We start from the raw sequence: 21307 nt of genomic DNA on the forward strand, positions 1-21307 counted from the left end.
AATCGTCTGCATCCACTGCAGGGCGGGCCGTCCCGCCAGTTGTCACGGCAGCGGGCACGCCCGCCGCCGCGTTGAGACTCACTCGGCCAGGTTGCGGCCGTGGAACAGCTCCTCGATCTCACGACGCAGCAGCGCCTCGATCTTCATGCGCTCCTTGAACGAGAGGTTCTTGGCCTTCTCTTCGAACAGGTACTGGTCCAGGTCGAAGTCCTTCAGGTGCATCTTGGTGTGGAAGATGTTTTCCTGATAAACGTTGACGTCGAACATCTCGTAACGCGACTTGATGTTCTTGGCCAGGAAGTTCTGGATCGAGTTGATCTTGTGGTCGATGTAGTGCTTCTTGCCCTTCACGTCACGGGTGAAACCGCGAACACGGTAATCCATGATCACGATGTCCGATTCCAGGCTCTCGATCAGATAGTTCAAGGCCTTCAGCGGCGAGATCACGCCGCAGGTGGCCACATCGATGTCGGCGCGGAACGTGGCGATACCTTCCTGCGGATGGGTTTCCGGGTAGGTGTGAACGGTGATGTGCGACTTGTCCATGTGCGCGACGACCGCATCGGAGATCAACTCCTTGCCGGCGGCCTTCTTGTCGATCACCGGTTCTTCGGAGATCAGGATCGTGACCGACGCCCCCTGCGGGTCGTAGTCCTGGCGCGCAATATTCAAGATGTTCGCACCGATGATCTCAGCGACATCGGTGAGGATCTGCGTGAGTCGATCGGCGTTGTATTCCTCGTCGATGTACTCGATATAACGCTGGCGCTCCTCTTCGGTACGCGCATAACAGACGTCATAAATGTTGAAGCTCAAGGCCTTGGTGAGGTTGTTGAATCCTTGCAACCTCAGGCGAGGCAACGGCTTGACCACGGCGGTCGATCCTGTAGATGGTGGGAAAGGTGGCGATTATGGGGCAAAGTCCCCCCCTGCGATACGTACCCACATTACCCCGGTTTGCCCGGTGGGGTCAGCGCCGCTAAGCTTGTCCGTTAAGCATGTTCATTCGTCATGTGAACGCCATCATGAGCCAAGGGAACGCCACCACCGTGTCCAACGCGCGCCTCGCCTCCAGCCCACTGGCTCTGGATATAGCCACCATCGAACGCTTTCTGGCCCACAGCCACCGGCGCCGCTACCCTACCCGGACCGATGTGTTCCGCCCTGGCGACCCGGCCGGCACCCTGTATTACGTGATCAGCGGCTCGGTCAGCATCATTGCCGAGGAAGACGACGACCGTGAACTGGTGCTGGGCTATTTCGGCGCCGGCGAGTTTGTTGGCGAGATGGGCCTGTTCATCGAATCGGACAAGCGCGAGGTCATCCTGCGCACCCGCACTCCGTGTGAATTGGCTGAAATCAGCTATGAACGCCTGCACCAGCTGTTCTTGGGGCCGCTGTCCACCGACGCCCCGAAACTGCTGTATGCCATCGGCTCGCAGATCTCCCGGCGCCTGCTGCATACCAGCCGCAAAGCCAGCCGCCTGGCGTTCCTGGACGTGACTGACCGCATCATCCGCACCCTGCACGATCTGGCCAAGGAGCCGGAGTCGATGAGTCATCCACAAGGCACCCAGTTGCGCGTGTCGCGGCAGGAGATCGCCCGGCTGGTGGGGTGTTCGCGTGAAATGGCCGGCCGCGTGCTGAAGAAGCTGCAGGTGGATGGCATCCTTCACGCCCGCGGCAAGACCGTGGTGCTGTACGGAACCCGCTGACACGCCTTCAACCATCGCGCCAGCGCCTGTGCGATCAGCGCGATGATCGCGGCATCCATCAAAAAAGCCCCCTCTCGACCGGGGGCTTTTGTCTGGGCGACACCGCTGCCCGGCGGCCCGGATGATCTGCTGGAACAGCGGCGGAAATACCCGCCCCTGTCCGCCCGACTTCCCCGCAGCCGGCCACCGCAGATGCCGGAGAACCGTTGCCGATGGAGCTTTCCTTGACCGCTCCGGACTCTGCCCGCAGGCTGGCGATATGGAATTTGGCAGCGAGTTCTACTGGTTCATCCTGATCGGGCTCGGTGCGCAGCTGGTGGACGGCGCACTTGGTATGGCCTTCGGCCTGATCTCCTCCTCCGTGCTGCTCAGCATGGGCCTGCCGCCTGCCGCGGTGAGTGCCAGCATCCACACCGCCGAGGTATTCACCACCGGCGCCTCGGGCGTCTCGCACCTGGTGGCCGGCAACGTCGACCGACGCCTGTTCCTGCGCCTGGCCGTGCCCGGCGCGATCGGCGGCGCGCTGGGCGCCTATGGGCTGACGCGGCTGCCGGGCGAGGCCATCCGTCCGTTCATTTATCTGTATCTGCTGACCCTGGCGGTGTTCATCCTCGCCCGCGCCGCCGGCCGCTTCGCGCCGCGCCGGGAGATAAAGCGGGTACCCCTGCTGGGCTTCTTCGCCGGCCTGCTCGATGCCAGCGGTGGCGGCGGCTGGGGGCCGGTGGCGACCTCGACCCTGCTTGCGCGCGGCGCTCAGGCCCGAACCACCATCGGTACGGTCAGCGCGGCCGAGTTCCTCGTCACCCTGTCGATCTCGGCCACCTTCCTGCTGTCGATGGGGTTGCAGCACCTGTCCATTGTCGCCGGGCTGCTGGTGGGCGGCATGATGGCCGCACCGGTGGCTGCGCTGCTGGTCAAGCGGGTCCGGGAGCGCTGGGTGCTGGTTGCCGTGGGCCTGCTGGTGCTGTCGATCAGCCTGTTCCAGATCGGCACCGCGCTGCTCAAGCTGCGCGGCGCCTGAGCCGGCTCAGGGCAGCGGATCACCGCCGCGACCGGCACAACCCCAGTTCAGGATTGGCGTTCCCGCCGGCAGCACCTTGCCGAAGTAGGCCACGCGCGAATGCTTGGGATTGACCACCACCGGTGCCCTGGCCGCTTTGAGCAGCGGCAGGTCGGCGGTGCTGTCCGAATAGGCGATGGCGATGTCGCCGTAGCCCCGCTCGCGCAGCATCCGCATCTTTTCCTCGTTGTGGCAGTGCCGGGTGGCGCCCATCGCGCCCAGCCGCGGCCCCACTTCACTGCCGATCACCGGCACACCCTGGTGGGCGACGAAGGTGAGGATGGCGCGGGCCAGCTCCGGCGGTGCGCCGGTAGCCACCACCACGCGGTCGCCGGCGCGGCGATGCGCGGCAAACACCTCCAGCGCGTGCGGCAGCAGCTTCTGGCGAATCTGCGTCTCGTGCGTGAGCACGTACCGGTCGATGACCTTGTTGAACTCGCGCGCCTGATGCAGACCGAACGTGGCAATCCAGACATAGCCGGAAATGCCGATGCGCCGCGTCGGCAGCATCGCCACCAGCGGCCCCAGTAAGGGCGTGGCCAGCACCGCCGCGAGCAGTCGCAGCGGATTGCGCCTGATCAGCCAGGCGAACAGATGACTGCCGGAATCGCCGTCGTAGAGGGTGTGATCGAAGTCGAAGACGACCAGTTGCGCATCGTCCGGAGGCAAGGGGTATGAATCGGTCATGCCGGGAAGAATAGCTGACGCAGGCCCTCGCCCGGCTCTTCCACACGCATGAAGGCTTCGCCGACGAGGAAGGCGTTGACGCCTGCCTCACGCATCAGCTGGACATCGGCCGGGCCGAGAATGCCGCTCTCGGTGATCAGCAGGCGGTCACGCGGCACCGCATCCTTCATGTCCAGCGTGTTCTGCAGCGACACCTCGAAGGTGCGCAGGTTGCGGTTGTTGATACCGATCAGCGGCACCGGCACCTGGATCGCACGCTCCAGCTCGTCGATGTCGTGCACTTCCACCAGCACGTCCATGCCCAGCTGCATCGCCAACCCGGAAAGCTCGGCCAATTGGCGGTCATCCAGCGCCGAGACGATCAGCAGGATGCAGTCCGCGCCCAGCACGCGCGCCTCATAGACCTGGTAGGGGTCGATGACGAAGTCCTTGCGCAGCACCGGCAGGGTGCAGGCCTCCCGCGCCTGCTGCAGGTAGGCGTCCGCGCCCTGGAAGAAATCCACGTCGGTCAGCACCGACAGGCAGCTGGCGCCACCGAACTCGTAGCTCACCGCGATATCGGCCGGATGGAAGTCCGGGCGGATCACGCCCTTGGACGGACTGGCCTTCTTGACCTCGGCAATCACCGCCGGATCGCCATTGGCGATCGCCGCATTGAGCGCATTGGCGAAACCGCGGACCGGCGGCGCCTCGGCCACGCGCGCCCTCAGCTCGGCCAGCGGCACGCGGGCGCTGCGCTCGGCCACCTCCTGCATCTTGCGGGCGAGGATGGTGTTGAGGATGTCACTCATGGATCTGTTTCCTGAAAGGCGGGCGCTGCGGACGCGGGAAGCGGAGAAGCGTTCAACTGTGGCCGGCCAGCATACGGCTGACGGCCACGTAATGCTGCATGCGCGCACGGGCGCTGCCATCGGCAATGACCGCACGGGCGCGGGCCAGACCATCGGCGATGCTGTCGGCCACACCGGCCACATACAGCGCCGCGCCGGCATTGAGCGCGACGATGTCGTTGGCCGGGCCCGGCGCGTTGTCGAGCACGCCACGCAGCATGGCGATGGACTCTTCCGGGTTCTCCACCTTGAGGTTGCGGCTGGCCGACATGGCGATACCGAAGTCCTCAGGATGAATCTCGTACTCGCGCACCTTGCCGTCACGCAGCTCGCCCACCAGGGTGCCGGCGCCCAGCGAGATCTCATCCATGTTGTCGCGGCCCCACACCACCAGCGCGCGCTCGGCGCCCAGCTCGCGCAGCACGCGCGCCTGGATGCCGACCAGGTCCGGGTGGAACACGCCCATCAGGATATTGGTGGCACCGACCGGGTTGGTCAGCGGGCCGAGGATGTTGAAAATGGTGCGCACGCCCATCTCGCGGCGCACCGGCGCCACCACCTTCATGGCCGGATGGTGCATCGGCGCGAACATGAAGCCGATGCCGGTCTGTTCAATGGCGCGAGCCACCTGCCCGGGCTGCAGCTCGATCACCGCGCCCAGCGCTTCCACCGCGTCGGCGCTGCCGGATTTGGAAGAGACGCTGCGGTTGCCATGCTTGGCCACCTTGGCACCAGCCGCGGCCACCACGAACATCGAGCAGGTCGAGATGTTGAACGTGTGCGAGCCATCGCCGCCGGTACCGACGATATCGACCAGATGCGTCTTGTCTTCTACCGTCACCGGCAGCGCGAACTCGCGCATCACCGTGGCCGCGCCGGCGATCTCGCCGACGGTTTCCTTTTTGACCCGCAAGCCGGTGAGGATGGCCGCGGTCATGGTCGGCGAGACTTCACCGCGCATGATCTGGCGCATCAGGTCGACCATCTCGTCGAAGAAGATCTCGCGGTGTTCGATGGTGCGTTGCAGGGCTTCCTGCGCGGTGATGGTCATGACAACTCCAGAAATCAGGAAATAACGATGTAGTCGCTTTGGCTGCGGATGCCGGCGTGTGCGCCACGCCGAAGCTGCACATGCAGGCCACCGATCGGCCCCACCGGCAGGCAGCGGTCCACTTCCAGCAGCGCATCGCGGTGTGGCTTGATCCACTGCGCCTGGGCCTGCGCCAGCGCCTTGCGCTTGGCCTCGGCCGCGTCGGCGGCGACCACCAGCAGATACCGGTGGTCTTCGCCGAATGCACCTTCGACATAACCGCCGAGGTTGACGAAGAACAGCGTCGGCGCGTCCGCGGCAGGCGGGTCCTGCGACAGGCGCACCTGCCAGTCCTCGACCCCATCGACCGTCATCCATGAATCCAGATGCAGGCCGGCGGCCTCGCCGAACCACTGCTCGCGCAGCTGCGGCCAGGTCTGCCTGATATCCCGGCCAACGGCGAACACCACGTCGTGCACCTCGGTATTGGCACGCGCATGGCGGCCGCCGAGCATCACCACGAACAGGCGCAGTTCGATATCACCCATGACACCGGCGTTCCGTCAGCGCTCGAATCGAACCGGCCTCATCGGCCTGAAGCAGCCTCGTCCGTGCAATCAGCATGTACGGTCCAGGAAGTTCTTCATCAGCGCGTGACCATGCTGGGTGAGGATCGATTCGGGATGGAACTGCACCCCTTCGACCGGATACTCGCGGTGGCGCAGGCCCATGATTTCTTCCATCGACCCGTCCGGGTTCTCGGTCCAGGCGGTGATCTCCAGCGCGGCCGGCAGCGTGTTCTTGTCCACCACCAGCGAGTGGTAGCGGGTGGCCTCATAGCGGTCCGGCAGGCCGGCAAACACGCCCTTGCCTTCATGGCGGATCGGCGAGGTCTTGCCATGCATGATGTTGCCGGCGCGGATCACGTCACCGCCATAGACCTGGCCGATGCTCTGGTGGCCCAGACATACGCCGAACACCGGGATGCGGGGACCCAGCTGGCGGATCACGTCCAGCGACACACCGGCCTCGTTCGGCGTTTTCGGGCCGGGCGATACCACGATATGCGAAGGCTGAAGCGCGGCGATCTGCTCGACGCTCATCGCATCGTTGCGCACCACCTTCACCTCGGCGCCCAGCATCTGCAGGTACTGCACGAGGTTGAAGGTGAAGCTGTCGTAGTTGTCGATCATCAACAGCATGGAATGGCACTCATTGAGCGATCAGGAAGATCGCGTAGACGTTTTCGGTGAAGGTGATCGTCCCGGTTTCCAGACTCTCGGGCGCAAGGCGGGAGCCGGATACCTCCATTGCCGCAGGCGCAGGGGGAGCCGGCGGAGACGGCGGCGGGATGGCGTCGTCCCCGGCATCTTCGCTCGCCGACTGCCACGTACCGGCCTGCACGCCGTAGGCAAAGTTCGGGGCAACGTCGGAGATGGTGTACAGGCCGGTGATGCGCGTGCCGTAGGCCGCTGCCAACCCTTCGGCGGAATGGCGCGACTGGCGGGCGGCTTGCGCCTTGAGTTCGGCGCGCAACGTGCTGGCCTTCGCGTAACCGGAGCGCAACGAGGTGATCTGCAATTCCGGCCCGGCATCCACGTCGGCCAGCAATGCGCGCAGCTTCTCCAGATCATCGAAACTGCCACGGACGCGACGGACAACCTTGGTTCCCTTGAACACCTGCTTGCCGTTCTCGTACGCGTTCTCGGCGGAAATCGACAGGGAGGAGGCGTAGGTGTTTTCCGCCAGCGCGCGGTGTTTCTTCAAAGCGGCCAGTACCGCCGCCACGTTCCGCTCGACCCTCGACCGCGCCTGTTCCGGCGCCATGTCCGTGGCTTGCACCAGGAACTCGACCGTAAAGTGATCCGGCACGACCGTACGCGCGGCCTGCCCCTTCACCAGCAGATGGGGCTGCGACGGAATCGAATTGGCTTGTGCGAACGACAGCACCGGCGCCAAGGCCAGCAACAACGACAACACGAATCTGCTCTTCATCCCGATTTTCCCATTCCCCTGCGCACCACGATGCGCAAACAATGCACGCTCACAAGCCCTTCGCCGCCTGCGCCACCGCGCGGAACAGCGCGCGGCCCTTGTTCATGGTTTCCTGCCATTCGGCATCGGGATCGGAGTCGTAGACCACGCCGCCGCCGGCCTGCACGTACAGGTAACCGTCCTGGATCACCGCGGTGCGGATGGCGATGGCGGTATCGGCATCGCCGTTCCAGCCGATGTAGCCGACCGCGCCGGAATAGACGTTGCGCTTGACCGGCTCCAGCTCGCGGATGATCTCCAGCGCACGGATTTTCGGCGCGCCGCTCACCGTGCCGGCCGGGAAGGTCGCGCGCATCACATCGCTATAGCTCAGGCCGGCCTTCAACGTGCCGGTCACTTCACTGACGATGTGCATGACGTGGCTGTAGCGCTCGATCACGAACTGCTCGCCCACTTTCACCGTGCCGGGCTCGGCGACGCGGCCGACATCATTGCGGCCCAGATCGATCAGCATCACGTGCTCGGCACGCTCCTTGGGATCGGCCAGCAATTCGACTTCCAGCGCCTTGTCCAGCTCGGGCGTGGCGCCGCGCGGACGGGTGCCGGCGATCGGACGCACGGTGACGATACCATCGCGCAGGCGCGCCAGGATTTCCGGCGAGGAACCCACCACCTGGGTGCCACCGACATCGATGAAATACATGTATGGCGAGGGATTCAGCGCACGCAGCGCGCGGTACACGTCGATCGGCCGTGCGCGGAACGGCACGCGCAGGCGCTGGCTGGGCACCACCTGGAAGATGTCACCGGCGCGCACGTAGTCCTGCGCCTTGCGCACCACCGCGTGGTACTCCTCGCGGGTGAACGAGGACTGGAAGTCCTGCTCGTCGATGGCGTCGGATACCTGCGACTGCGGGTAACCGGCGCCGCCCTGGCGCAGACGGTGTGCCAGCTCATCGAGACGACGGTTCGCGCGTGCCCAGGCCTGCGGCTGCGCCGGGTCGGCATGCACGATCAGGTACAGGCGGCCCTTGAGGTTGTCGAACACCGCCAGCTCTTCGGACAGCATCAGCAGGATGTCGGGCGTACCGAGTTCGTCGGGCTTTTCGCCCGCGCCCAGGTGCGGCTCGATGTACTGGATGCACTCGAAGCCGAACCAGCCGACCAGGCCGCCGGTGAAACCCGGCAGGCCCTCCAGCTGCGGCACCGAGTACTGCTTGCGCAGCACTTCCACCTCGGCCAACGGGTCGGCCACGTCGCGGCGCTCGACCACCTCGCCCAGCTCACTGACTTCCAGCGTATGCCCGCGGAAGCTGTACGTGCGGCGCGCAGGCAGGCCGATGATGGAATAGCGCCCGAAGCGTTCGCCGCCTTCGACGGATTCAAACAGGTAGGTATACGGGCCGTCGGCGAGCTTCAGGTAAACCGAGAGCGGCGTGTCCAGGTCGGACAGCACTTCACGGACGACGGGGACGAAATTGTGCGGGTGTGCGCTGCGGCCTTCAGCGGCCAGTTGCTGGAACTGCTCTTGCGTGATCAAGACGGCTTTCCTTCCGGGAAACGACGGTGGCGGGACGGACGACGGCAACGGGCCACCATCGCCACCAGCGGCGAGCGGAAGAAAGGGAACGCTTGGTCGTCAGAATGGGCACCGGGCAACTCTACCGCAAGATCGCGGTGTGGTGTGCATCTGCAACATCGGCAATTGCTTGCAGCAGCAACGGTTCAGTGGCTGAGCAGGGCGGTGTCCGCAGGCAGATGCATGCGTACCCGGCCGGGCACACAGCGCACATGGAAGCGGCGCGCCTGCAGCGGCTCCCCATCCAGATTCAGTGTCATCGGCTGCATGGCATCGATCCACAGCTGGTGCAGGCGGGCGCGTACCGCGACCTGCTCCAGTGCCGCGTGCTTGCCGTCGCTGAACAAAGTGCCCAAGGTGGACAGGACCTCACCGGAAAGCTCGGGCACGACAGTCAGATCCAGCAGACCATCATCGAGCAGCGCATCCGGGCACAGCACCTGGCCGCCGCCGGCCTGACGGCCATTGCCGATACCCAGTGCGATGAAATCTCCCTCCCATGCGAAGTCTCCGCCGTGGATCCGTGCCCGGATCGGCTCGATCCGGCCCACCCGCGAAATACCGGTGACCACGTACGCCAGCCCGCCCAGCATTTTCTTCAATCCTTCGCGGGTTTCCACGGTGACGTCGGTACCGAAACCGCCGCTGGCCAGATTCGCGCACCAATGGCTTCGCCCGTCACCGTCGATCTGCAGCAGATCGATCGGCCGCGCCGCCGTGGCGCCAATCAGCGTCAGCGCGGCCAACGGTTCCAGCGCCATGCCGGAGGCGGCCGCGAAATCGTTGGCGGTACCCAGCGGCAGCAATCCCAGCGCCGGCAGCTGCGCCGCATCCAGCGTGCTCTGCGCCATGGCCTCGGCCACTTCGCTCAAGGTGCCATCGCCACCGCCGGCCACGATCACCGCGGCATTGGCCGCGATGGCTTCACGCACATGACGCCCGGCATCACCGGCTTCCCAGGTCACCCGGACCGCAAGGATGCGGCCCTGTCGCCGCAGCTGCGCAACAGCCTCGCGCACCGCCTCATCGTTGGCGGACTTGCCATTGAGGATCAGAAACCACGGACTTGCCTGCATGCTGTTCTCCGGAAACGCGCGCAGCCTAGCAAGCGCGTCACTGCGGGCGGGTGAATGTCACCGTTCCGTCATCGAGGACCGGGAGTATGGAAGTCCATAGCAAGGACGACGGATGGAGGCAGGATCAGCCTCCGCACTATTCCCCAGCCGCAGCGGCAACGCTGCGGCCTTTTTTTGCTTCATCTTCAGAGCCGCGCCCTGCCTGTTGCCCGGCAAAGGGGATGAGCTCTTGTCGACCTGGTTTCGTCCGTGCTTCGCGGCGTACGCCGCTCCTGCAAACAGCCAATCATTCGCCTGCGGCGAACTTCTGCAGCGCTTCGCCTTGCAGGCGGTACACCGTCCATTCGTCCTGCGCCACCGCTCCGGCGGCTTTGTAGAAATCGATAGCCGGCGTGTTCCAGTCCAGCACCGACCATTCGAAACGACCGCAGCCCTGCGCTACCGCCAGCCTGGCGATGTGCTGCAACAGGGCCTTGCCCGCGCCGCTGCCGCGCGCCTCGGGGCTGACGTACAGGTCTTCCAGGTAGATACCGTTGCGGCCCAGCCAGGTCGAGTAGTTGTAGAAGAACACGGCGTAACCAATCGCCTTGCCGTCGCGCTCGCAGATCAGCGCCTGCGCCTTGGCATCCGGACCGAACAGGCTGTCACGGATGCCGGCCTCGTCGGTCTGCACTGACGACTCTGCTTTCTCGTAGATCGCCAGTTCGCGGATGAAGTGCAGGATCAGGCCTGCGTCATCGGCCAATGCCGGGCGGATACGTACTTCTGCCGCGCCCACCACTCAGCCCCGCGCCGCGGCGACGTTGCCGCGCATCTTCGCGATCACCCCGGCATAGTCCGGCGCATTGAAGATGGCCGAACCGGCGACGAAGGCATCGGCACCGGCGGCGGCGATCTCGCCGATGTTGTCGGCCTTCACCCCGCCGTCGACCTCCAGGATCACCGGCTTGCCGAGCTTGTCGATCATCGCCCGCACCGCGCGCAGCTTGTCCAGCGTGGAGGGGATGAAGGCCTGGCCACCGAAGCCCGGATTGACCGACATCAGCAGCACCAGGTCCAGGTCTTCCAGCACCCAGTCCAGCACTTCGACCGGGGTGGCAGGATTCAGCACCAGGCCGGCCTTGCAGCCGTGCGACTTGATCAGCTGGATGGTGCGGTGGACGTGGCGGCTGGCTTCCGGGTGGAAGCTGATCAGGCTGGCACCGGCCTCGGCGAAGTCCGGCACGATGCGGTCCACCGGTTCCACCATCAGATGCACGTCGATCGGCGCGGTCACGCCATGCTTGCGCAGCGCCTGGCAGACCATCGGGCCGATGGTCAGGTTGGGCACGTAGTGGTTGTCCATCACGTCGAAATGGACCCAGTCGGCGCCAGCGGCCAGCACGTTGTCGACCTCCTCGCCGAGCTTGGCGAAATTGGCCGAGAGGATGGACGGGGCGATGATGCAGTTGGACATGACGGGAGCCTTTCAGCGCTTGCGCAGGGTTTTGATGCGGTCGTAGGCGGCGTTGATCTGCCGGGCCTTCTTTTCGGCCTGGGCGCGCAGTTCGGGCGCGGCGCCGGCCACTTTGTCGGGGTGGTACTGGGACATCAGGCGACGGTAGGCCAGGTCGATCTCGGCATCGGTGGCGTCGCGGGTGACCCCCAGCTCGCGATACGGCAGATCTTTGCCCAGGCGGAACCAGTCACTGTCGAAGGCATGGCCCAGCAGCAGGCCGATCACCGCACCAAACAGGGGATTGGGCCTGAAAAGCAGGGCCCCGGCGATGAAACCAAGCAGTTTTCCGTACCAGCGCATGGAGGTTCCAATGGCCTGAGGACCGTCAAGACGCGCATTTTATGCCACAGCGACCCGATCCGGCTTTACACTAGGCCGCCCGCCGTCCAGCAGCGGGCCCTGCGGGTCTCCAGACCCGGGTCCTCCACGCCGGCGGCATCATTGCCAAGCCCCAGGAGTGCCCGTGCCGACCACGCTGTTGCAATCCGATCTTCCCGGCCTGCCCTTGCGCCATCGCGGCAAGGTGCGTGATGTGTTCGATATCCCGCGCGAACGTTTGCCCGCTGGAACGCCTCCCGGGGACTACCTGTTGATGGTTGCCACCGATCGCCTGTCGGCGTTTGACGTGGTGCTGCCCGACCCGATCCCGGGCAAGGGCGAGATGCTGTGCCAGGTCTCCAACTTCTGGTTCAAGAAGACCGAGCACCTGATGCCCAACCATCTGACCGGCATCGAGGTGGCCAGTGTGCTGCCCGAAGGCGTCGATCCGGCGCTGTACGCCAAGCGCGCGGTGGTGACCAAGAAGCTCAAGCCGGTGCCGGTGGAAGCGATCGCCCGCGGCTATGTGATCGGCAGCGGCTGGAAGGACTACCAGCGCACCGGCAAGGTCAGCGGCATCGCCCTGCCCAACGGCCTGCAGCAGGCCGAGAAACTCCCAGAGCCGATCTTCACACCGTCCACCAAGGCGGCGGTGGGCGACCACGACGAGAACATCGATTTCGACGCGATGGTCAAGGCGGTGGGCGCGGATCTGGCCGAAAAGGTGCGCGACGCCACGCTGCGGATCTACAAGTTCGCGGCCGAATACGCGGCCGAGCGCGGGATCCTGCTGGCCGATACCAAGTTCGAGTTCGGCACCGACGCCGATGGCCGCCTGTACATCATGGACGAGATGCTGACCCCGGATTCCTCCCGCTACTGGCCGGCCGACGAGTACCAGGTCGGTATCAGCCCGCCGAGCTACGACAAGCAGTTCGTGCGCGACTATCTGGAGACCCTGGACTGGGACAAGACCGCCCCGGGCCCGGCGCTGCCGGCCGAGGTGATCGAACGCACCCGCGCCAAGTACGCCGAGGCGCTGGACAAGCTGGCGGGCATCAGCATCGACTGAGGCCGTACCACCTGACGGACGCGGCCTGCCGGGCGCGTCCGCCAGGTGGCCGCGCTATGCTCTGCCCACCAAGGGCCGGGAGAGACCATGGACATCCGCAGCGCGCGCCCGCTGGACCGCTACTTCGCCGGTTATTCCGGCGACCATAGCAACGCCACCAACCAGGCGATCCATGTGGTCGCGGTACCGGCCATCCTGTGGTCGGCGATCGCGCTGCTGTGGTGCGTTCCGCCGTTGCTGCCGTGGTTCCAGCACGGCATCTGGGCGGCCTTGGCGATGTTCGGCACCTGGGCCTATTACAACCGCCTGTCGCGCCCGCTGGGCATCGGCATGCTGATGCTTTTCTTCGTGGCCGGCTGCATCTGCCGGCTGCTGGAAGACCGCTTGGGCATTCCGCTGCTGCTGCGCATCGGCATCGGCGTGTTCGTGCTGGCGTGGATCGCACAGTTCATCGGCCACAGGATCGAAGGCCGACGGCCCAGCTTCCTCACCGACCTGACCTACCTGTTGATCGGCCCGATCTGGGTGCTGGCCAAGCTGTACCGCCAGTTCGGCTGGCGTTACTGATCGGCCGCCGCCGGCGTGGTGAACATCGTCGCCTCGGCAATGAACGGACGCGGCGCATAGCCGAAGTCCCGTCGCGCCGGTTCGATATCGAAGACCAGCGGATCGCGCATGCGGGCGAGCGTGGCCGCGTTCATGCCCTGCAACCGCCCGCTGGCATGCGCCAGCCGCAAGGCCAGCCGGAACAACGGCGTCGGCACGCTCCACAGACGCGGCCGGGCCGGCAATGACGCCAGCACCCGCTGGACCATCTCGCCATATCCCAGCACCTCACCGCCGCCCAGCGCATAGGCGCGACCGGCCGCTGCCGGATGCCGCACTACCTGCAGGGCCGCGTCGGCCAGATCCTGCACGTGCACCGGCTGGCGCAGACCATTGGCACAATGCGGCAACACAAAAAAACCGGTACGCGCAGCCAGCGCGGCGATGACGCTCAGCGTCTTGTCACGGCCGGCACCGTAGACCAGCGTCGGCCGCAGTACCGTGGCGGCGACACCACGCTCTTTGGCACGCTTGAACAGCACCTGCTCGGCTTGGCGCAGCCGACCGGCGACATCGCGCTCGGCCGGCTCAGGGGAATCCTGCTTGACGTCCACACTGGTCGAACCGAACGCCACCACCTTCGGTGCGTGCACGTCCGATGCGGCATACCAGCGCGCGAAATGGTCCAGCGGACCACAGCTGAAAACGGCGTCGAACCCCTCCTCGCCCTGCCAGGTGCCGGACAGGTCGCCGCGCTGCCAGCGCACTCCCGGCAGCGCCACCTGCGCGTGGCGTGACACCGCGGTCACCTCCCAGCCTGCGGCCAGCAAGTTGGCCAGTACGCGCTCACCGATCTGGCCACTGGCACCAAACAGCAGTGCCTTGCGCAGGCCGGTTTCAACGCGGGTGTCATTTTCCATGCCGCACAGGATAGGCGATCAATCGCGATTTGCCGCAGCAGGTAGACTCGAACCGGACAACGCCGAGCACGCCATGCCCTCTCCTGAAAGCCACTCCCACGCCGTTCCCTCCGCCATCCTGCTCGCCACCGATATGAGCGCCCGTTGCGACCGCGCATTGGCACGCGCCCTGCAGCTGGCACGGCAATGGAACGCGCGGCTGGTAGTGGCCACGGTACTCCCGGATGCCGCCATGGAAGCCGGCGCGGAACTGCCACAGGGAGCGCCGGACCCACGGGATACCGCCGAACGTCGCCTGCAACGGCTGCTGGACGGGGAAGACCACAGCGGCAGGATCGACGTCCGGGTGACGCAGGGCCATGTCGGCCGCGCCCTGCTGCGCCTGGCGGCCGAGGAGAATTGCGGCCTACTGGTCACCGGCATCGCCAGCGACATGCTGTTTGAACTGCCGGTACCCGGCTCCACCGTGCTGTGGCTGAGCCGGCATTCGCCGCTGCCGGTGCTGATCGTGCATGACCGGGTACGTGGACCGTATCGCCACCTGGCGGTGGCCAGCGATTTCTCCGACAGCGCCAACCGGGCGGCCGGCCAGGCCTTGTCGCTGCTGGGTCCGCCACTGCGGCTGTCGCTGGTGCATGCACTGGAATCCACGGGCAGCCCCCTGCTCAGCGGCGATCGCGCCAGCGTGCAGGAGCAGGCCCGGGACGCGGCGCGCGGACAGGCCCAGCAGCTCCTGGCCGAACTGCGGCCGCTGCTGGCACAGGCCATGGCGGAAATCCACATCGATACCGGCGCGCCGGCGGCGGTACTGCGGCGGTATACCCGGGACAGCGGCGCGGAGCTGGTCATTGTCGCCACGCACGGCCGCGGCGCGCTGTTTGAGCTGCTGATCGGCAGCGTCGCCCGGCGGCTGGTCGCGGTGCTGGAAACGGACACCCTGTTGATCCGCGATCCGCGTTCCCTGCCCGCAGACACCGCCGTTGCTGGACTTGCAGGCTGAATCCGAACGGCTCGTTCAGAAAAACCGCCGGGCCGGGAAAAAGCGCCTGTTAAACTCGAAATCCTCCCGTTGCACCTTCATTCCTGAATGACGCCTGTCCTGCCGTTGCTGCTCGCGCTGCCTTTCCTGCTGGCTGCGGCCATCGCCCTGCTGGGCCGCCTGCCACGCAGCGCGGCGGCCTGCCTGGCGGGGGCGGCGCCGGTGCTGGGGCTGGCGCTGCTGGGCAGCGTGACCCCGACCGTGCTCGATGGCGGGATCGTCCGCAGCAGCTGGCAGTGGCTGCCGCAGATCGGGCTGGATTTCAGCCTGCGCCTGGACGGACTGGCGTGGATGTTCGCCGGGCTGGTACTGGGTATCGGCGCGCTAGTGGTGCTGTACGCGCACTACTACCTCTCGGCGAAGGACAGCGCGCGGCGCTTCTACAGCTACCTGCTGCTGTTCATGGGCGCGATGCTCGGCATGGTGCTGGCCGGCAACCTGCTGCTGTTGATGGTGTTCTGGGAGCTGACGAGCATCAGCTCGTTCCTGCTGATCGGCTTCTGGTCGCACCGCAAGGACGCCCGCGAGGGCGCGCGCATGGCACTGGTGGTCACCGGCGGCGGCGGTCTGGCGCTGCTGGCCGGCGTGCTGCTGATCGGCCGCATCGTCGGCAGTTTCGATCTGGACGTGGTGCTGGCCTCGGGCGAGCTGATCCGCGCCAGCGCGCTGTATCCGTGGGCGCTGCTGCTGGTGCTGGCCGGCATCTTCACCAAGAGCGCGCAGTTCCCGTTCCACTTCTGGCTGCCGCATGCGATGGCCGCGCCGACGCCGGTGTCGGCCTATCTGCACTCGGCCACGATGGTCAAAGCCGGCGTGTTCCTGCTGGCACGGCTGCACCCGGCGCTGGCCGGCACCGAACTGTTCTTCTATGTGGTCAGCGGTATCGGGGCGATCACCCTGCTGATCGGCGCCTGGAACGCGATCTTCCAGCATGACCTCAAAGGCCTGCTGGCGTATTCGACGATCTCGCATCTGGGCCTGATCACCCTGCTGTTCGGCCTGTCCACGCCGATGGCGGTGGTGGCCGGCGTATTCCATATCCTCAACCACGCCACCTTCAAGGCCTCGCTGTTCATGGCCGCCGGCATCATCGACCACGAAACCGGCACCCGCGACATGCGCCGGCTCGGCGGCCTGCGCCGGCTGATGCCGATCACCAGCACGCTGGCCATCGTCGCCTCGCTGGCGATGGCCGGGATTCCATTGCTCAACGGCTTCCTGTCCAAGGAAATGCTGTTCACCGAAGCGCTGGCCACCGAAGGCCCGGACTGGATGCGCAATGCGGTGAGCGCCGCCGCGCTGCTGGCCGGTATCCTCGGCGTTGCCTACAGCCTGCGTTTCGTCCACGACACCTTTTTCGGCAAAGGACCGGTGGACATCGACGTGGTGCCGCATGAGCCGCCGCGCTGGATGAAGGTGCCGGTGGAAGTGCTGGTGGTGATCTGTCTGGCGGTGGGCATCGTGCCTGCGCTGACCGTCGCCCCGGTGCTGCAAGCCGGTGCGAGCGCGATTCTCGGCAACGCGATGCCCGGGTACAGCCTGGCCGTCTGGCACGGCTTCAACCTGCCATTGGCGATGAGCGTCATCGGCGTGGCCGGCGGCATCGCACTGTATTTCGGCTTGCGCCGGTTCACCGACCTGTACGCCGCGCGCAACCGTCCGGTCGGCAAGCAGCTGTTCCAGCGCAACCTGGAGGTGCTGTTCGGCTTTGCCCAGCGCTTCACCGCCGCAGTGGCCAACGGCAGTCTGCAACGCATGCTGCTGGCGCTGGTGCTGGTGGCGGTGATCGTGGCCGCCGCGCCCTATGTCGCCAATCCGGCGATGCCGGCCTGGCCGGCGCCGCAACCGATCCCGTTGCTGGGCTGGATGCTGTGGCTGGTGATGCTGGCCTGCGCCTTTGCCGGCCTGTTCCTGTTCCGGCAGCGCCTGCTGGCGGTGATCGTGATCGGCGGTACCGGGCTGATGGTGGCACTGACCTTCGTGTTCCTGTCCGCGCCGGACCTGGCCCTGACCCAGCTGATGGTGGAGATGGTGACGCTGGCGCTGATGCTGCTGGGCATGAACTACCTGCCGGCACAGTCGCCGCCGGAACACTCGCGCTGGCGCAAGCGCCGCGATGCGGCCATCGCCATCGTCGCCGGTACCGGCATCGCCGCGCTGGCCTATTCGCTGATGACCCTGCCGCCCAACACCATGGCCGGCGAACTGCTGCTGCGCTCGCTGCCCGAGGCCTACGGCCACAACGTGGTCAACGTGATCCTGGTGGACTTCCGCGGCTTCGACACCTTCGGTGAGATCACCGTGTTCGGCATCGCCGCGCTGGTGGTGCATGCACTGCTGCGGCGTTCGCGGATGGCGCCGGAGCAGATCATGCCCGGCCCGCCGATGAAGCTGCCGGTACCGGCCGATCTGGCGCAGATCATGTTCCCGCTCACGCTCACCGTGTCCATCTTCCTGTTCCTGCGCGGCCACAACGCCCCCGGCGGCGGCTTCATCGCCGGCCTGGTGCTGGCGGTGCCGCTGCTGATCCAGTACGTGATCCAGGGCTCGGCCTCGGTGGAATCGCGCTTCGGTTTCGACTACATCCGCTGCATCGGCCTGGGCCTGCTGATCGCCCTGCTCAGCGGCGCCGGCTCACTGCTGTTCGGCGTACCGTTCCTGACCAGCGGCCACCTGGACCTGCAGCTGCCGTTGATCGGCGAGGTGCCGCTGGCCAGCGCGATCGGTTTTGATACCGGCGTGTACCTGGTGGTGTTCGGCGGGGTGATGCTGATCCTGTCGATGATGGGCACCGTCAAACCCTCGCGCAGCCGCAACGCCCGCAACGGCGAAATCGATATCCACCGCCGTTCGGCCCGCACCGGGGAGATGCACTGATGGAACTGGCCCTGGCAAGCGCGATCGGTGTGCTCACCGGCATCGGCATCTACCTGCTGCTGCGCGCGCGCAGCTTCGATGTGATCCTGGGCATGACCTTCCTGTCCTATGCCACCAACCTGCTGATCTTCAGCGCCGGGCGGCCGGTGATCGGCAAGGCGCCGGTGCTCAAGGACGGGATCGCCAGCACGCTGGCGCACTACACCGATCCGCTGCCGCAGGCGCTGGTGCTGACCGCCATCGTCATTGCGTTTGCGATGACCGCGGTGAGCATCGTGCTGGCCATGCGCAGCCGCAGCGACAACCACAGTGATCACGTGGATGCACACGAGCCCGAGCCGCCGGCTGAGCAAGCCGCCAAACCGGGGCGCGGCGCATGAACCATCTGGTGATCCTGCCGATCCTGATTCCGCTGCTGGGCGCGGCGCTGTCGCTGTTCATCGAACACCGACGCTACGGGCCCAAGGTGCAGCGCAGCGTGGCCTGGGCCAGCATGGCGGCGCTGGCGGTGGCGGTGGCGCTGCTGTTTGCGCAGACCAGCCAGGGCCATATCTGGGCCTACCTGCTGGGCGACTGGCCGGCGCGGCTGGGCATCGCGCTGGTGGCCGATGGCCTGGCGGGCTGGATGCTGGCCACCACCCTGCTGCTGGCCATCGCCTGCCTGCTGCATGCCTGCACCGGCTGGGACCGGCGCGCGCCGCATTTCCATGCGCTGTTCCAGTTCCAGCTGGTCGGCCTCAACGGCGCGTTTTTGACCGGCGACATCTTCAACCTGTTCGTGTTCTTCGAGGTGCTGCTGATCGCCTCCTACGGCCTGCTGCTGTCGGGCGGACGCGGCCTGCGCATGCGCATCGGCCTGCACTACGTGGTGTTCAACGTCACCGCCTCGACGCTGTTCCTGATCGCGCTGGGCATGCTCTACGCCACGCTGGGTTCGTTGAACATGGCCGAGATCGGCCAGCGCATCGCCGAGCTGCCGCCGAGCCACCTGAAGCTGGCCAAGGCCGCGCTGGGCCTGCTGCTGCTGGTGTTCTGCGCCAAGGCCGCGCTGCTGCCGCTGTACCTGTGGCTGCCCGAATCCTATGCCCGCGCGCCGGCGGCGGTGGCGGCGCTGTTCGTGATCATGACCAAGGTCGGCCTGTACGCTGTGCTGCGTGTGACCTCGCTGTGGTTCGATGCCGACGCCGGTGCGATGGCCGGTTATGGCAGCGATTGGCTGCTGTGGGCCGGTATCGCCACCTTGCTGGTGGCCGCGCTCGGCGCACTGGCGGCCACCCGCCTGAGCGTGCTGGTCGCCTACCTGGTGGTGGTCTCGGCGGCAACGCTGTTCATCGCCTTCGCGCTGGGCACTCCCGGCACCCTTTCCGCCGGCCTGTACTACCTGCCGCACAGCACCTTCACCGCGGCGGCACTGTTCCTGGTGGCCGACCTGATCCGCCGCCGGCGCCTCCGTGCCGGGCAGCGACGCGAGGGCGAGCAGACCGTACTGCCGGGCAAGACCGTGCCGGGCCTGCTGTTCCTGGTCGGCGCGGTCGCGGTGGCCGGATTGCCGCCCTTGGCCGGCTTCCTGGCCAAGGCCGCGCTGCTGGCGGCCGTGCCCGACGCGCACACCGCCGTGGTATGGACCGCGGTGCTGGGCAGCAGCCTGCTGGTGATCATCGGCCTGACCCGCACCGGCATCCGCCTGTTCTGGCATGTGCCTGGCGCCGAGGACGAGGTGGCCGGGCCGCACCCCGGGCCCAGCGAAGCCCCGGCGCGGCCGTTCGAAACCGCTGCCGCCTGCCTGCTGCTGGGCTACGTGGTGGCGATGAGCGTGTTCGCCGCGCCGCTGATGCGCCAGTCCGAGGCCATCGCCACGCAACTGCAGGCGCCGGACCGCTACCTGCAGGATGTGCGCGGCACCCTCCCGCAAGTGAGGCAGCCATGAGTCCACATCGCCCGCTGCTGCGCCGGCTGTTCCCGTCGCCCGTGCTGTCCATCACCGTGGTCGCGTTCTGGATGGTGATGTCCTTCACCTTCGACGTGGGGCAGCTGCTGCTGGGCCTGCTGCTCGGACTGGTGGTGCCGCTGTTCGCCGCGCGCCTGGACCGCGAGTTCGCCCGCATCGGCACCTTGCGACCGGTACCGCGGCTGGTCTGCACGATCCTGTGGGACATCCTGATCTGCAACCTGCGCGTGGCCGCACAGGTGCTGGGCCCGGAAGACCGCCTGAAACCGGCGTTCATCTGGCTGCCGCTGGATATCGGCAACATCCACGGCATCGCCGCGCTGACCAGCTTCATCACCCTGACCCCCGGCACGGTGTCGGCCGCGCTGTCCGAGGACCGCCGCCACCTGCTGGTACATGTGCTGCACCTGGAGGACGCCGACGCGCTGATCGCCGAGATCAAGAGCCGCTACGAGGCGCCGCTGATGGAGATCTTCCCGTGAACGGGCATCTGATATTCGAAACCACCCTGATGGTGTGCATGCATGTGGTCGGGCTGGCGATGCTGCTGGCGCTGTGGCGGCTGCTGCGCGGGCCAACCGTGCCGGACCGCATCCTCGCCCTGGACACGCTCTCGGTCACCGCCATCGCGCTGCTGATGCTGTTCGGCATGTACCTGGATTCGGCCATCTATTTCGAGGCCGCGCTGATCATCGCCATGCTCGGCTTCGGCAGCACCGTGGTGCTGAGCAAGTACGTACTGCGCCGGGATATCGTCGAATGATCACGTTCCTGCAGATCACACTGTCGGCCCTGCTGGTGTTCGGCTGTTTCTTCATCCTGGTCGGCGCGCTGGGACTGGTGCGCTTTTCCGATTTCTTCAAGCGCCTGCATGCGCCGACCAAGGCCAGCACCCTGGGGGTGGGCTGCATCCTGGCGTGCTCGGTGGCCTATCACATCTTCCTGGGCGAAGACCCGCAGCCGCGCGAGCTGCTGATCACCGTGTTCCTGTTCATCACCGCCCCGATCAGCGCGCACCTGATGGCCAAGGCGGCGCTGTCGCTGATGATGGAAAGCCGCCCCGAACCGCCCACCGGCGGTAACGGCGGGGCCGACACCGACACTCCGCCCAACTGAG

The 21307-nt window shown here is 66.3% G+C and carries 24 protein-coding genes; 11 read left to right on the forward strand and 13 right to left on the reverse strand.

Going from position 1 to position 21307, the window contains the following annotated elements:
• Positions 1–78 precede the first annotated feature (78 nt).
• The gene (speD, locus tag ARC78_RS07950) at positions 79–873 is read right to left on the reverse strand and encodes an adenosylmethionine decarboxylase (protein WP_057506052.1); all 795 of its coding nucleotides are present in this window, start codon (positions 871–873) and stop codon (positions 79–81) included.
• A gap of 152 nt (positions 874–1025) precedes the next feature.
• On the opposite strand from speD, the gene crp reads away from it, so the two are divergent.
• Both crp and ARC78_RS07960 read left to right on the forward strand, forming a co-directional pair.
• Positions 1026–1715, forward strand: a complete 690-nt coding sequence (gene crp / locus ARC78_RS07955) for a cAMP-activated global transcriptional regulator CRP (protein ID WP_054659443.1) — start codon at positions 1026–1028, stop codon at positions 1713–1715.
• 259 nt (positions 1716–1974) lie between these two features.
• Positions 1975–2736 carry a sulfite exporter TauE/SafE family protein gene (locus ARC78_RS07960; protein WP_057506053.1) on the forward strand — a complete coding sequence of 254 codons (762 nt, stop codon included), beginning with the start codon at positions 1975–1977 and terminating at the stop codon, positions 2734–2736.
• A 6-nt stretch (positions 2737–2742) separates the two neighbouring features.
• Here ARC78_RS07960 and ARC78_RS07965 read toward each other — a convergent pair whose 3' ends face one another.
• From ARC78_RS07965 to ARC78_RS08015, 11 genes are all read right to left on the reverse strand, one after another.
• Positions 2743–3462, reverse strand: a complete 720-nt coding sequence (locus ARC78_RS07965) for a haloacid dehalogenase-like hydrolase (protein ID WP_054660654.1) — start codon at positions 3460–3462, stop codon at positions 2743–2745.
• A complete protein-coding gene (gene trpC, locus ARC78_RS07970) occupies positions 3459–4253 on the reverse strand; it encodes an indole-3-glycerol phosphate synthase TrpC (RefSeq protein ID WP_057506054.1) in 795 nt (264 codons plus the stop codon). The genes ARC78_RS07965 and trpC overlap by 4 nt, the downstream gene beginning before the upstream one ends.
• Before the next feature lie 52 nt (positions 4254–4305).
• On the reverse strand, positions 4306–5343 hold the full coding sequence (trpD, locus tag ARC78_RS07975; RefSeq protein WP_054658264.1) for an anthranilate phosphoribosyltransferase: 1038 nt from the start codon (positions 5341–5343) through the stop codon (positions 4306–4308).
• A gap of 14 nt (positions 5344–5357) precedes the next feature.
• Positions 5358–5870, reverse strand: coding sequence for a DUF1543 domain-containing protein (locus ARC78_RS07980; protein ID WP_054658262.1), 513 nt, complete (start codon positions 5868–5870; stop codon positions 5358–5360).
• Positions 5871–5939: 69 nt separating this feature from the next.
• Positions 5940–6524 carry an anthranilate synthase component II gene (locus tag ARC78_RS07985; RefSeq protein ID WP_054658260.1) on the reverse strand — a complete coding sequence of 195 codons (585 nt, stop codon included), beginning with the start codon at positions 6522–6524 and terminating at the stop codon, positions 5940–5942.
• Positions 6525–6534: 10 nt separating this feature from the next.
• A complete protein-coding gene (locus tag ARC78_RS07990) occupies positions 6535–7317 on the reverse strand; it encodes an SIMPL domain-containing protein (RefSeq protein ID WP_057506055.1) in 783 nt (260 codons plus the stop codon).
• A gap of 49 nt (positions 7318–7366) precedes the next feature.
• Positions 7367–8857: an anthranilate synthase component I gene (gene trpE, locus ARC78_RS07995; protein WP_054658256.1), complete on the reverse strand. Its 1491-nt coding sequence runs from the start codon at positions 8855–8857 to the stop codon at positions 7367–7369.
• Between the two features lie 185 nt (positions 8858–9042).
• Positions 9043–9972: a lipid kinase YegS gene (gene yegS / locus ARC78_RS08000; RefSeq protein ID WP_054658254.1), complete on the reverse strand. Its 930-nt coding sequence runs from the start codon at positions 9970–9972 to the stop codon at positions 9043–9045.
• Positions 9973–10258: 286 nt separating this feature from the next.
• The gene (locus ARC78_RS08005) at positions 10259–10750 is read right to left on the reverse strand and encodes a GNAT family N-acetyltransferase (RefSeq protein ID WP_054658267.1); all 492 of its coding nucleotides are present in this window, start codon (positions 10748–10750) and stop codon (positions 10259–10261) included.
• 3 nt (positions 10751–10753) lie between these two features.
• Entirely contained in the window at positions 10754–11428 is a 675-nt protein-coding gene (rpe, locus tag ARC78_RS08010; RefSeq protein ID WP_054658252.1) for a ribulose-phosphate 3-epimerase, read from the reverse strand.
• A 12-nt stretch (positions 11429–11440) separates the two neighbouring features.
• Positions 11441–11770, reverse strand: coding sequence for a J domain-containing protein (locus ARC78_RS08015; protein ID WP_054658250.1), 330 nt, complete (start codon positions 11768–11770; stop codon positions 11441–11443).
• Positions 11771–11933: 163 nt separating this feature from the next.
• On the opposite strand from ARC78_RS08015, the gene ARC78_RS08020 reads away from it, so the two are divergent.
• Complete coding sequence (locus tag ARC78_RS08020; protein WP_057506056.1) at positions 11934–12860, forward strand: phosphoribosylaminoimidazolesuccinocarboxamide synthase; 927 nt, start codon at positions 11934–11936, stop codon at positions 12858–12860.
• Positions 12861–12947: 87 nt separating this feature from the next.
• Positions 12948–13427: an Mpo1 family 2-hydroxy fatty acid dioxygenase gene (locus tag ARC78_RS08025; protein ID WP_057506057.1), complete on the forward strand. Its 480-nt coding sequence runs from the start codon at positions 12948–12950 to the stop codon at positions 13425–13427.
• On the opposite strand, the gene ARC78_RS08030 is transcribed toward ARC78_RS08025, so the two are convergent.
• The gene (locus ARC78_RS08030; RefSeq protein ID WP_054658248.1) at positions 13421–14326 is read right to left on the reverse strand and encodes an NAD-dependent epimerase/dehydratase family protein; all 906 of its coding nucleotides are present in this window, start codon (positions 14324–14326) and stop codon (positions 13421–13423) included. The two genes, ARC78_RS08025 and ARC78_RS08030, sit on opposite strands and share 7 nt — an antisense overlap.
• A 73-nt stretch (positions 14327–14399) precedes the next feature.
• Here ARC78_RS08030 and ARC78_RS08035 point away from each other — a divergent pair, with 73 nt between their 5' ends.
• From ARC78_RS08035 to ARC78_RS08065, 7 genes are all read left to right on the forward strand, one after another.
• A complete protein-coding gene (locus tag ARC78_RS08035; protein ID WP_158499980.1) occupies positions 14400–15326 on the forward strand; it encodes a universal stress protein in 927 nt (308 codons plus the stop codon).
• Positions 15327–15413: 87 nt separating this feature from the next.
• Positions 15414–18242, forward strand: coding sequence for a monovalent cation/H+ antiporter subunit A (locus ARC78_RS08040; protein ID WP_057506059.1), 2829 nt, complete (start codon positions 15414–15416; stop codon positions 18240–18242).
• A complete protein-coding gene (locus ARC78_RS08045; protein WP_054660087.1) occupies positions 18242–18622 on the forward strand; it encodes a Na+/H+ antiporter subunit C in 381 nt (126 codons plus the stop codon). Before ARC78_RS08040 ends, ARC78_RS08045 begins: the two co-directional genes overlap by 1 nt.
• Entirely contained in the window at positions 18619–20169 is a 1551-nt protein-coding gene (locus ARC78_RS08050) for a monovalent cation/H+ antiporter subunit D (protein ID WP_057506060.1), read from the forward strand. Before ARC78_RS08045 ends, ARC78_RS08050 begins: the two co-directional genes overlap by 4 nt.
• Positions 20166–20672, forward strand: coding sequence for a Na+/H+ antiporter subunit E (locus ARC78_RS08055; protein ID WP_054660114.1), 507 nt, complete (start codon positions 20166–20168; stop codon positions 20670–20672). The genes ARC78_RS08050 and ARC78_RS08055 overlap by 4 nt, the downstream gene beginning before the upstream one ends.
• A 29-nt stretch (positions 20673–20701) precedes the next feature.
• Positions 20702–20953, forward strand: a complete 252-nt coding sequence (locus ARC78_RS08060) for a K+/H+ antiporter subunit F (RefSeq protein ID WP_425478351.1) — start codon at positions 20702–20704, stop codon at positions 20951–20953.
• Complete coding sequence (locus tag ARC78_RS08065; protein ID WP_054660110.1) at positions 20950–21306, forward strand: Na+/H+ antiporter subunit G; 357 nt, start codon at positions 20950–20952, stop codon at positions 21304–21306. The genes ARC78_RS08060 and ARC78_RS08065 overlap by 4 nt, the downstream gene beginning before the upstream one ends.
• Position 21307 lies beyond the last annotated feature (1 nt).

Origin of the sequence: Stenotrophomonas pictorum JCM 9942 (assembly GCF_001431585.1) — a bacterium.
Taxonomy (GTDB): Bacteria; Pseudomonadota; Gammaproteobacteria; order Xanthomonadales; family Xanthomonadaceae; genus Stenotrophomonas; species Stenotrophomonas pictorum.

Bases quoted from the DNA above. Each gene is read 5' to 3' on its own strand.
- ARC78_RS07985 (WP_054658260.1), bottom strand. From the start codon at position 6,524: ATGCTGTTGATGATCGACAACTACGACAGCTTCACCTTCAACCTCGTG.
- trpD (WP_054658264.1), bottom strand. From the start codon at position 5,343: ATGACCATCACCGCGCAGGAAGCCCTGCAACGCACCATCGAACACCGC.
- ARC78_RS08035 (WP_158499980.1), top strand. From the start codon at position 14,400: ATGCCCTCTCCTGAAAGCCACTCCCACGCCGTTCCCTCCGCCATCCTG.
- ARC78_RS07980 (WP_054658262.1), bottom strand. From the start codon at position 5,870: ATGGGTGATATCGAACTGCGCCTGTTCGTGGTGATGCTCGGCGGCCGC.
- rpe (WP_054658252.1), bottom strand. From the start codon at position 11,428: ATGTCCAACTGCATCATCGCCCCGTCCATCCTCTCGGCCAATTTCGCC.
- ARC78_RS08050 (WP_057506060.1), top strand. From the start codon at position 18,619: ATGAACCATCTGGTGATCCTGCCGATCCTGATTCCGCTGCTGGGCGCG.
- crp (WP_054659443.1), top strand. From the start codon at position 1,026: ATGAGCCAAGGGAACGCCACCACCGTGTCCAACGCGCGCCTCGCCTCC.
- ARC78_RS08015 (WP_054658250.1), bottom strand. From the start codon at position 11,770: ATGCGCTGGTACGGAAAACTGCTTGGTTTCATCGCCGGGGCCCTGCTT.
- trpC (WP_057506054.1), bottom strand. From the start codon at position 4,253: ATGAGTGACATCCTCAACACCATCCTCGCCCGCAAGATGCAGGAGGTG.
- ARC78_RS08065 (WP_054660110.1), top strand. From the start codon at position 20,950: ATGATCACGTTCCTGCAGATCACACTGTCGGCCCTGCTGGTGTTCGGC.
- ARC78_RS08025 (WP_057506057.1), top strand. From the start codon at position 12,948: ATGGACATCCGCAGCGCGCGCCCGCTGGACCGCTACTTCGCCGGTTAT.
- ARC78_RS07960 (WP_057506053.1), top strand. From the start codon at position 1,975: ATGGAATTTGGCAGCGAGTTCTACTGGTTCATCCTGATCGGGCTCGGT.
- yegS (WP_054658254.1), bottom strand. From the start codon at position 9,972: ATGCAGGCAAGTCCGTGGTTTCTGATCCTCAATGGCAAGTCCGCCAAC.
- ARC78_RS08055 (WP_054660114.1), top strand. From the start codon at position 20,166: ATGAGTCCACATCGCCCGCTGCTGCGCCGGCTGTTCCCGTCGCCCGTG.
- ARC78_RS08030 (WP_054658248.1), bottom strand. From the start codon at position 14,326: ATGGAAAATGACACCCGCGTTGAAACCGGCCTGCGCAAGGCACTGCTG.
- ARC78_RS07990 (WP_057506055.1), bottom strand. From the start codon at position 7,317: ATGAAGAGCAGATTCGTGTTGTCGTTGTTGCTGGCCTTGGCGCCGGTG.
- ARC78_RS08040 (WP_057506059.1), top strand. From the start codon at position 15,414: ATGACGCCTGTCCTGCCGTTGCTGCTCGCGCTGCCTTTCCTGCTGGCT.
- ARC78_RS07965 (WP_054660654.1), bottom strand. From the start codon at position 3,462: ATGACCGATTCATACCCCTTGCCTCCGGACGATGCGCAACTGGTCGTC.
- ARC78_RS08060 (WP_425478351.1), top strand. From the start codon at position 20,702: ATGGTGTGCATGCATGTGGTCGGGCTGGCGATGCTGCTGGCGCTGTGG.
- ARC78_RS08045 (WP_054660087.1), top strand. From the start codon at position 18,242: ATGGAACTGGCCCTGGCAAGCGCGATCGGTGTGCTCACCGGCATCGGC.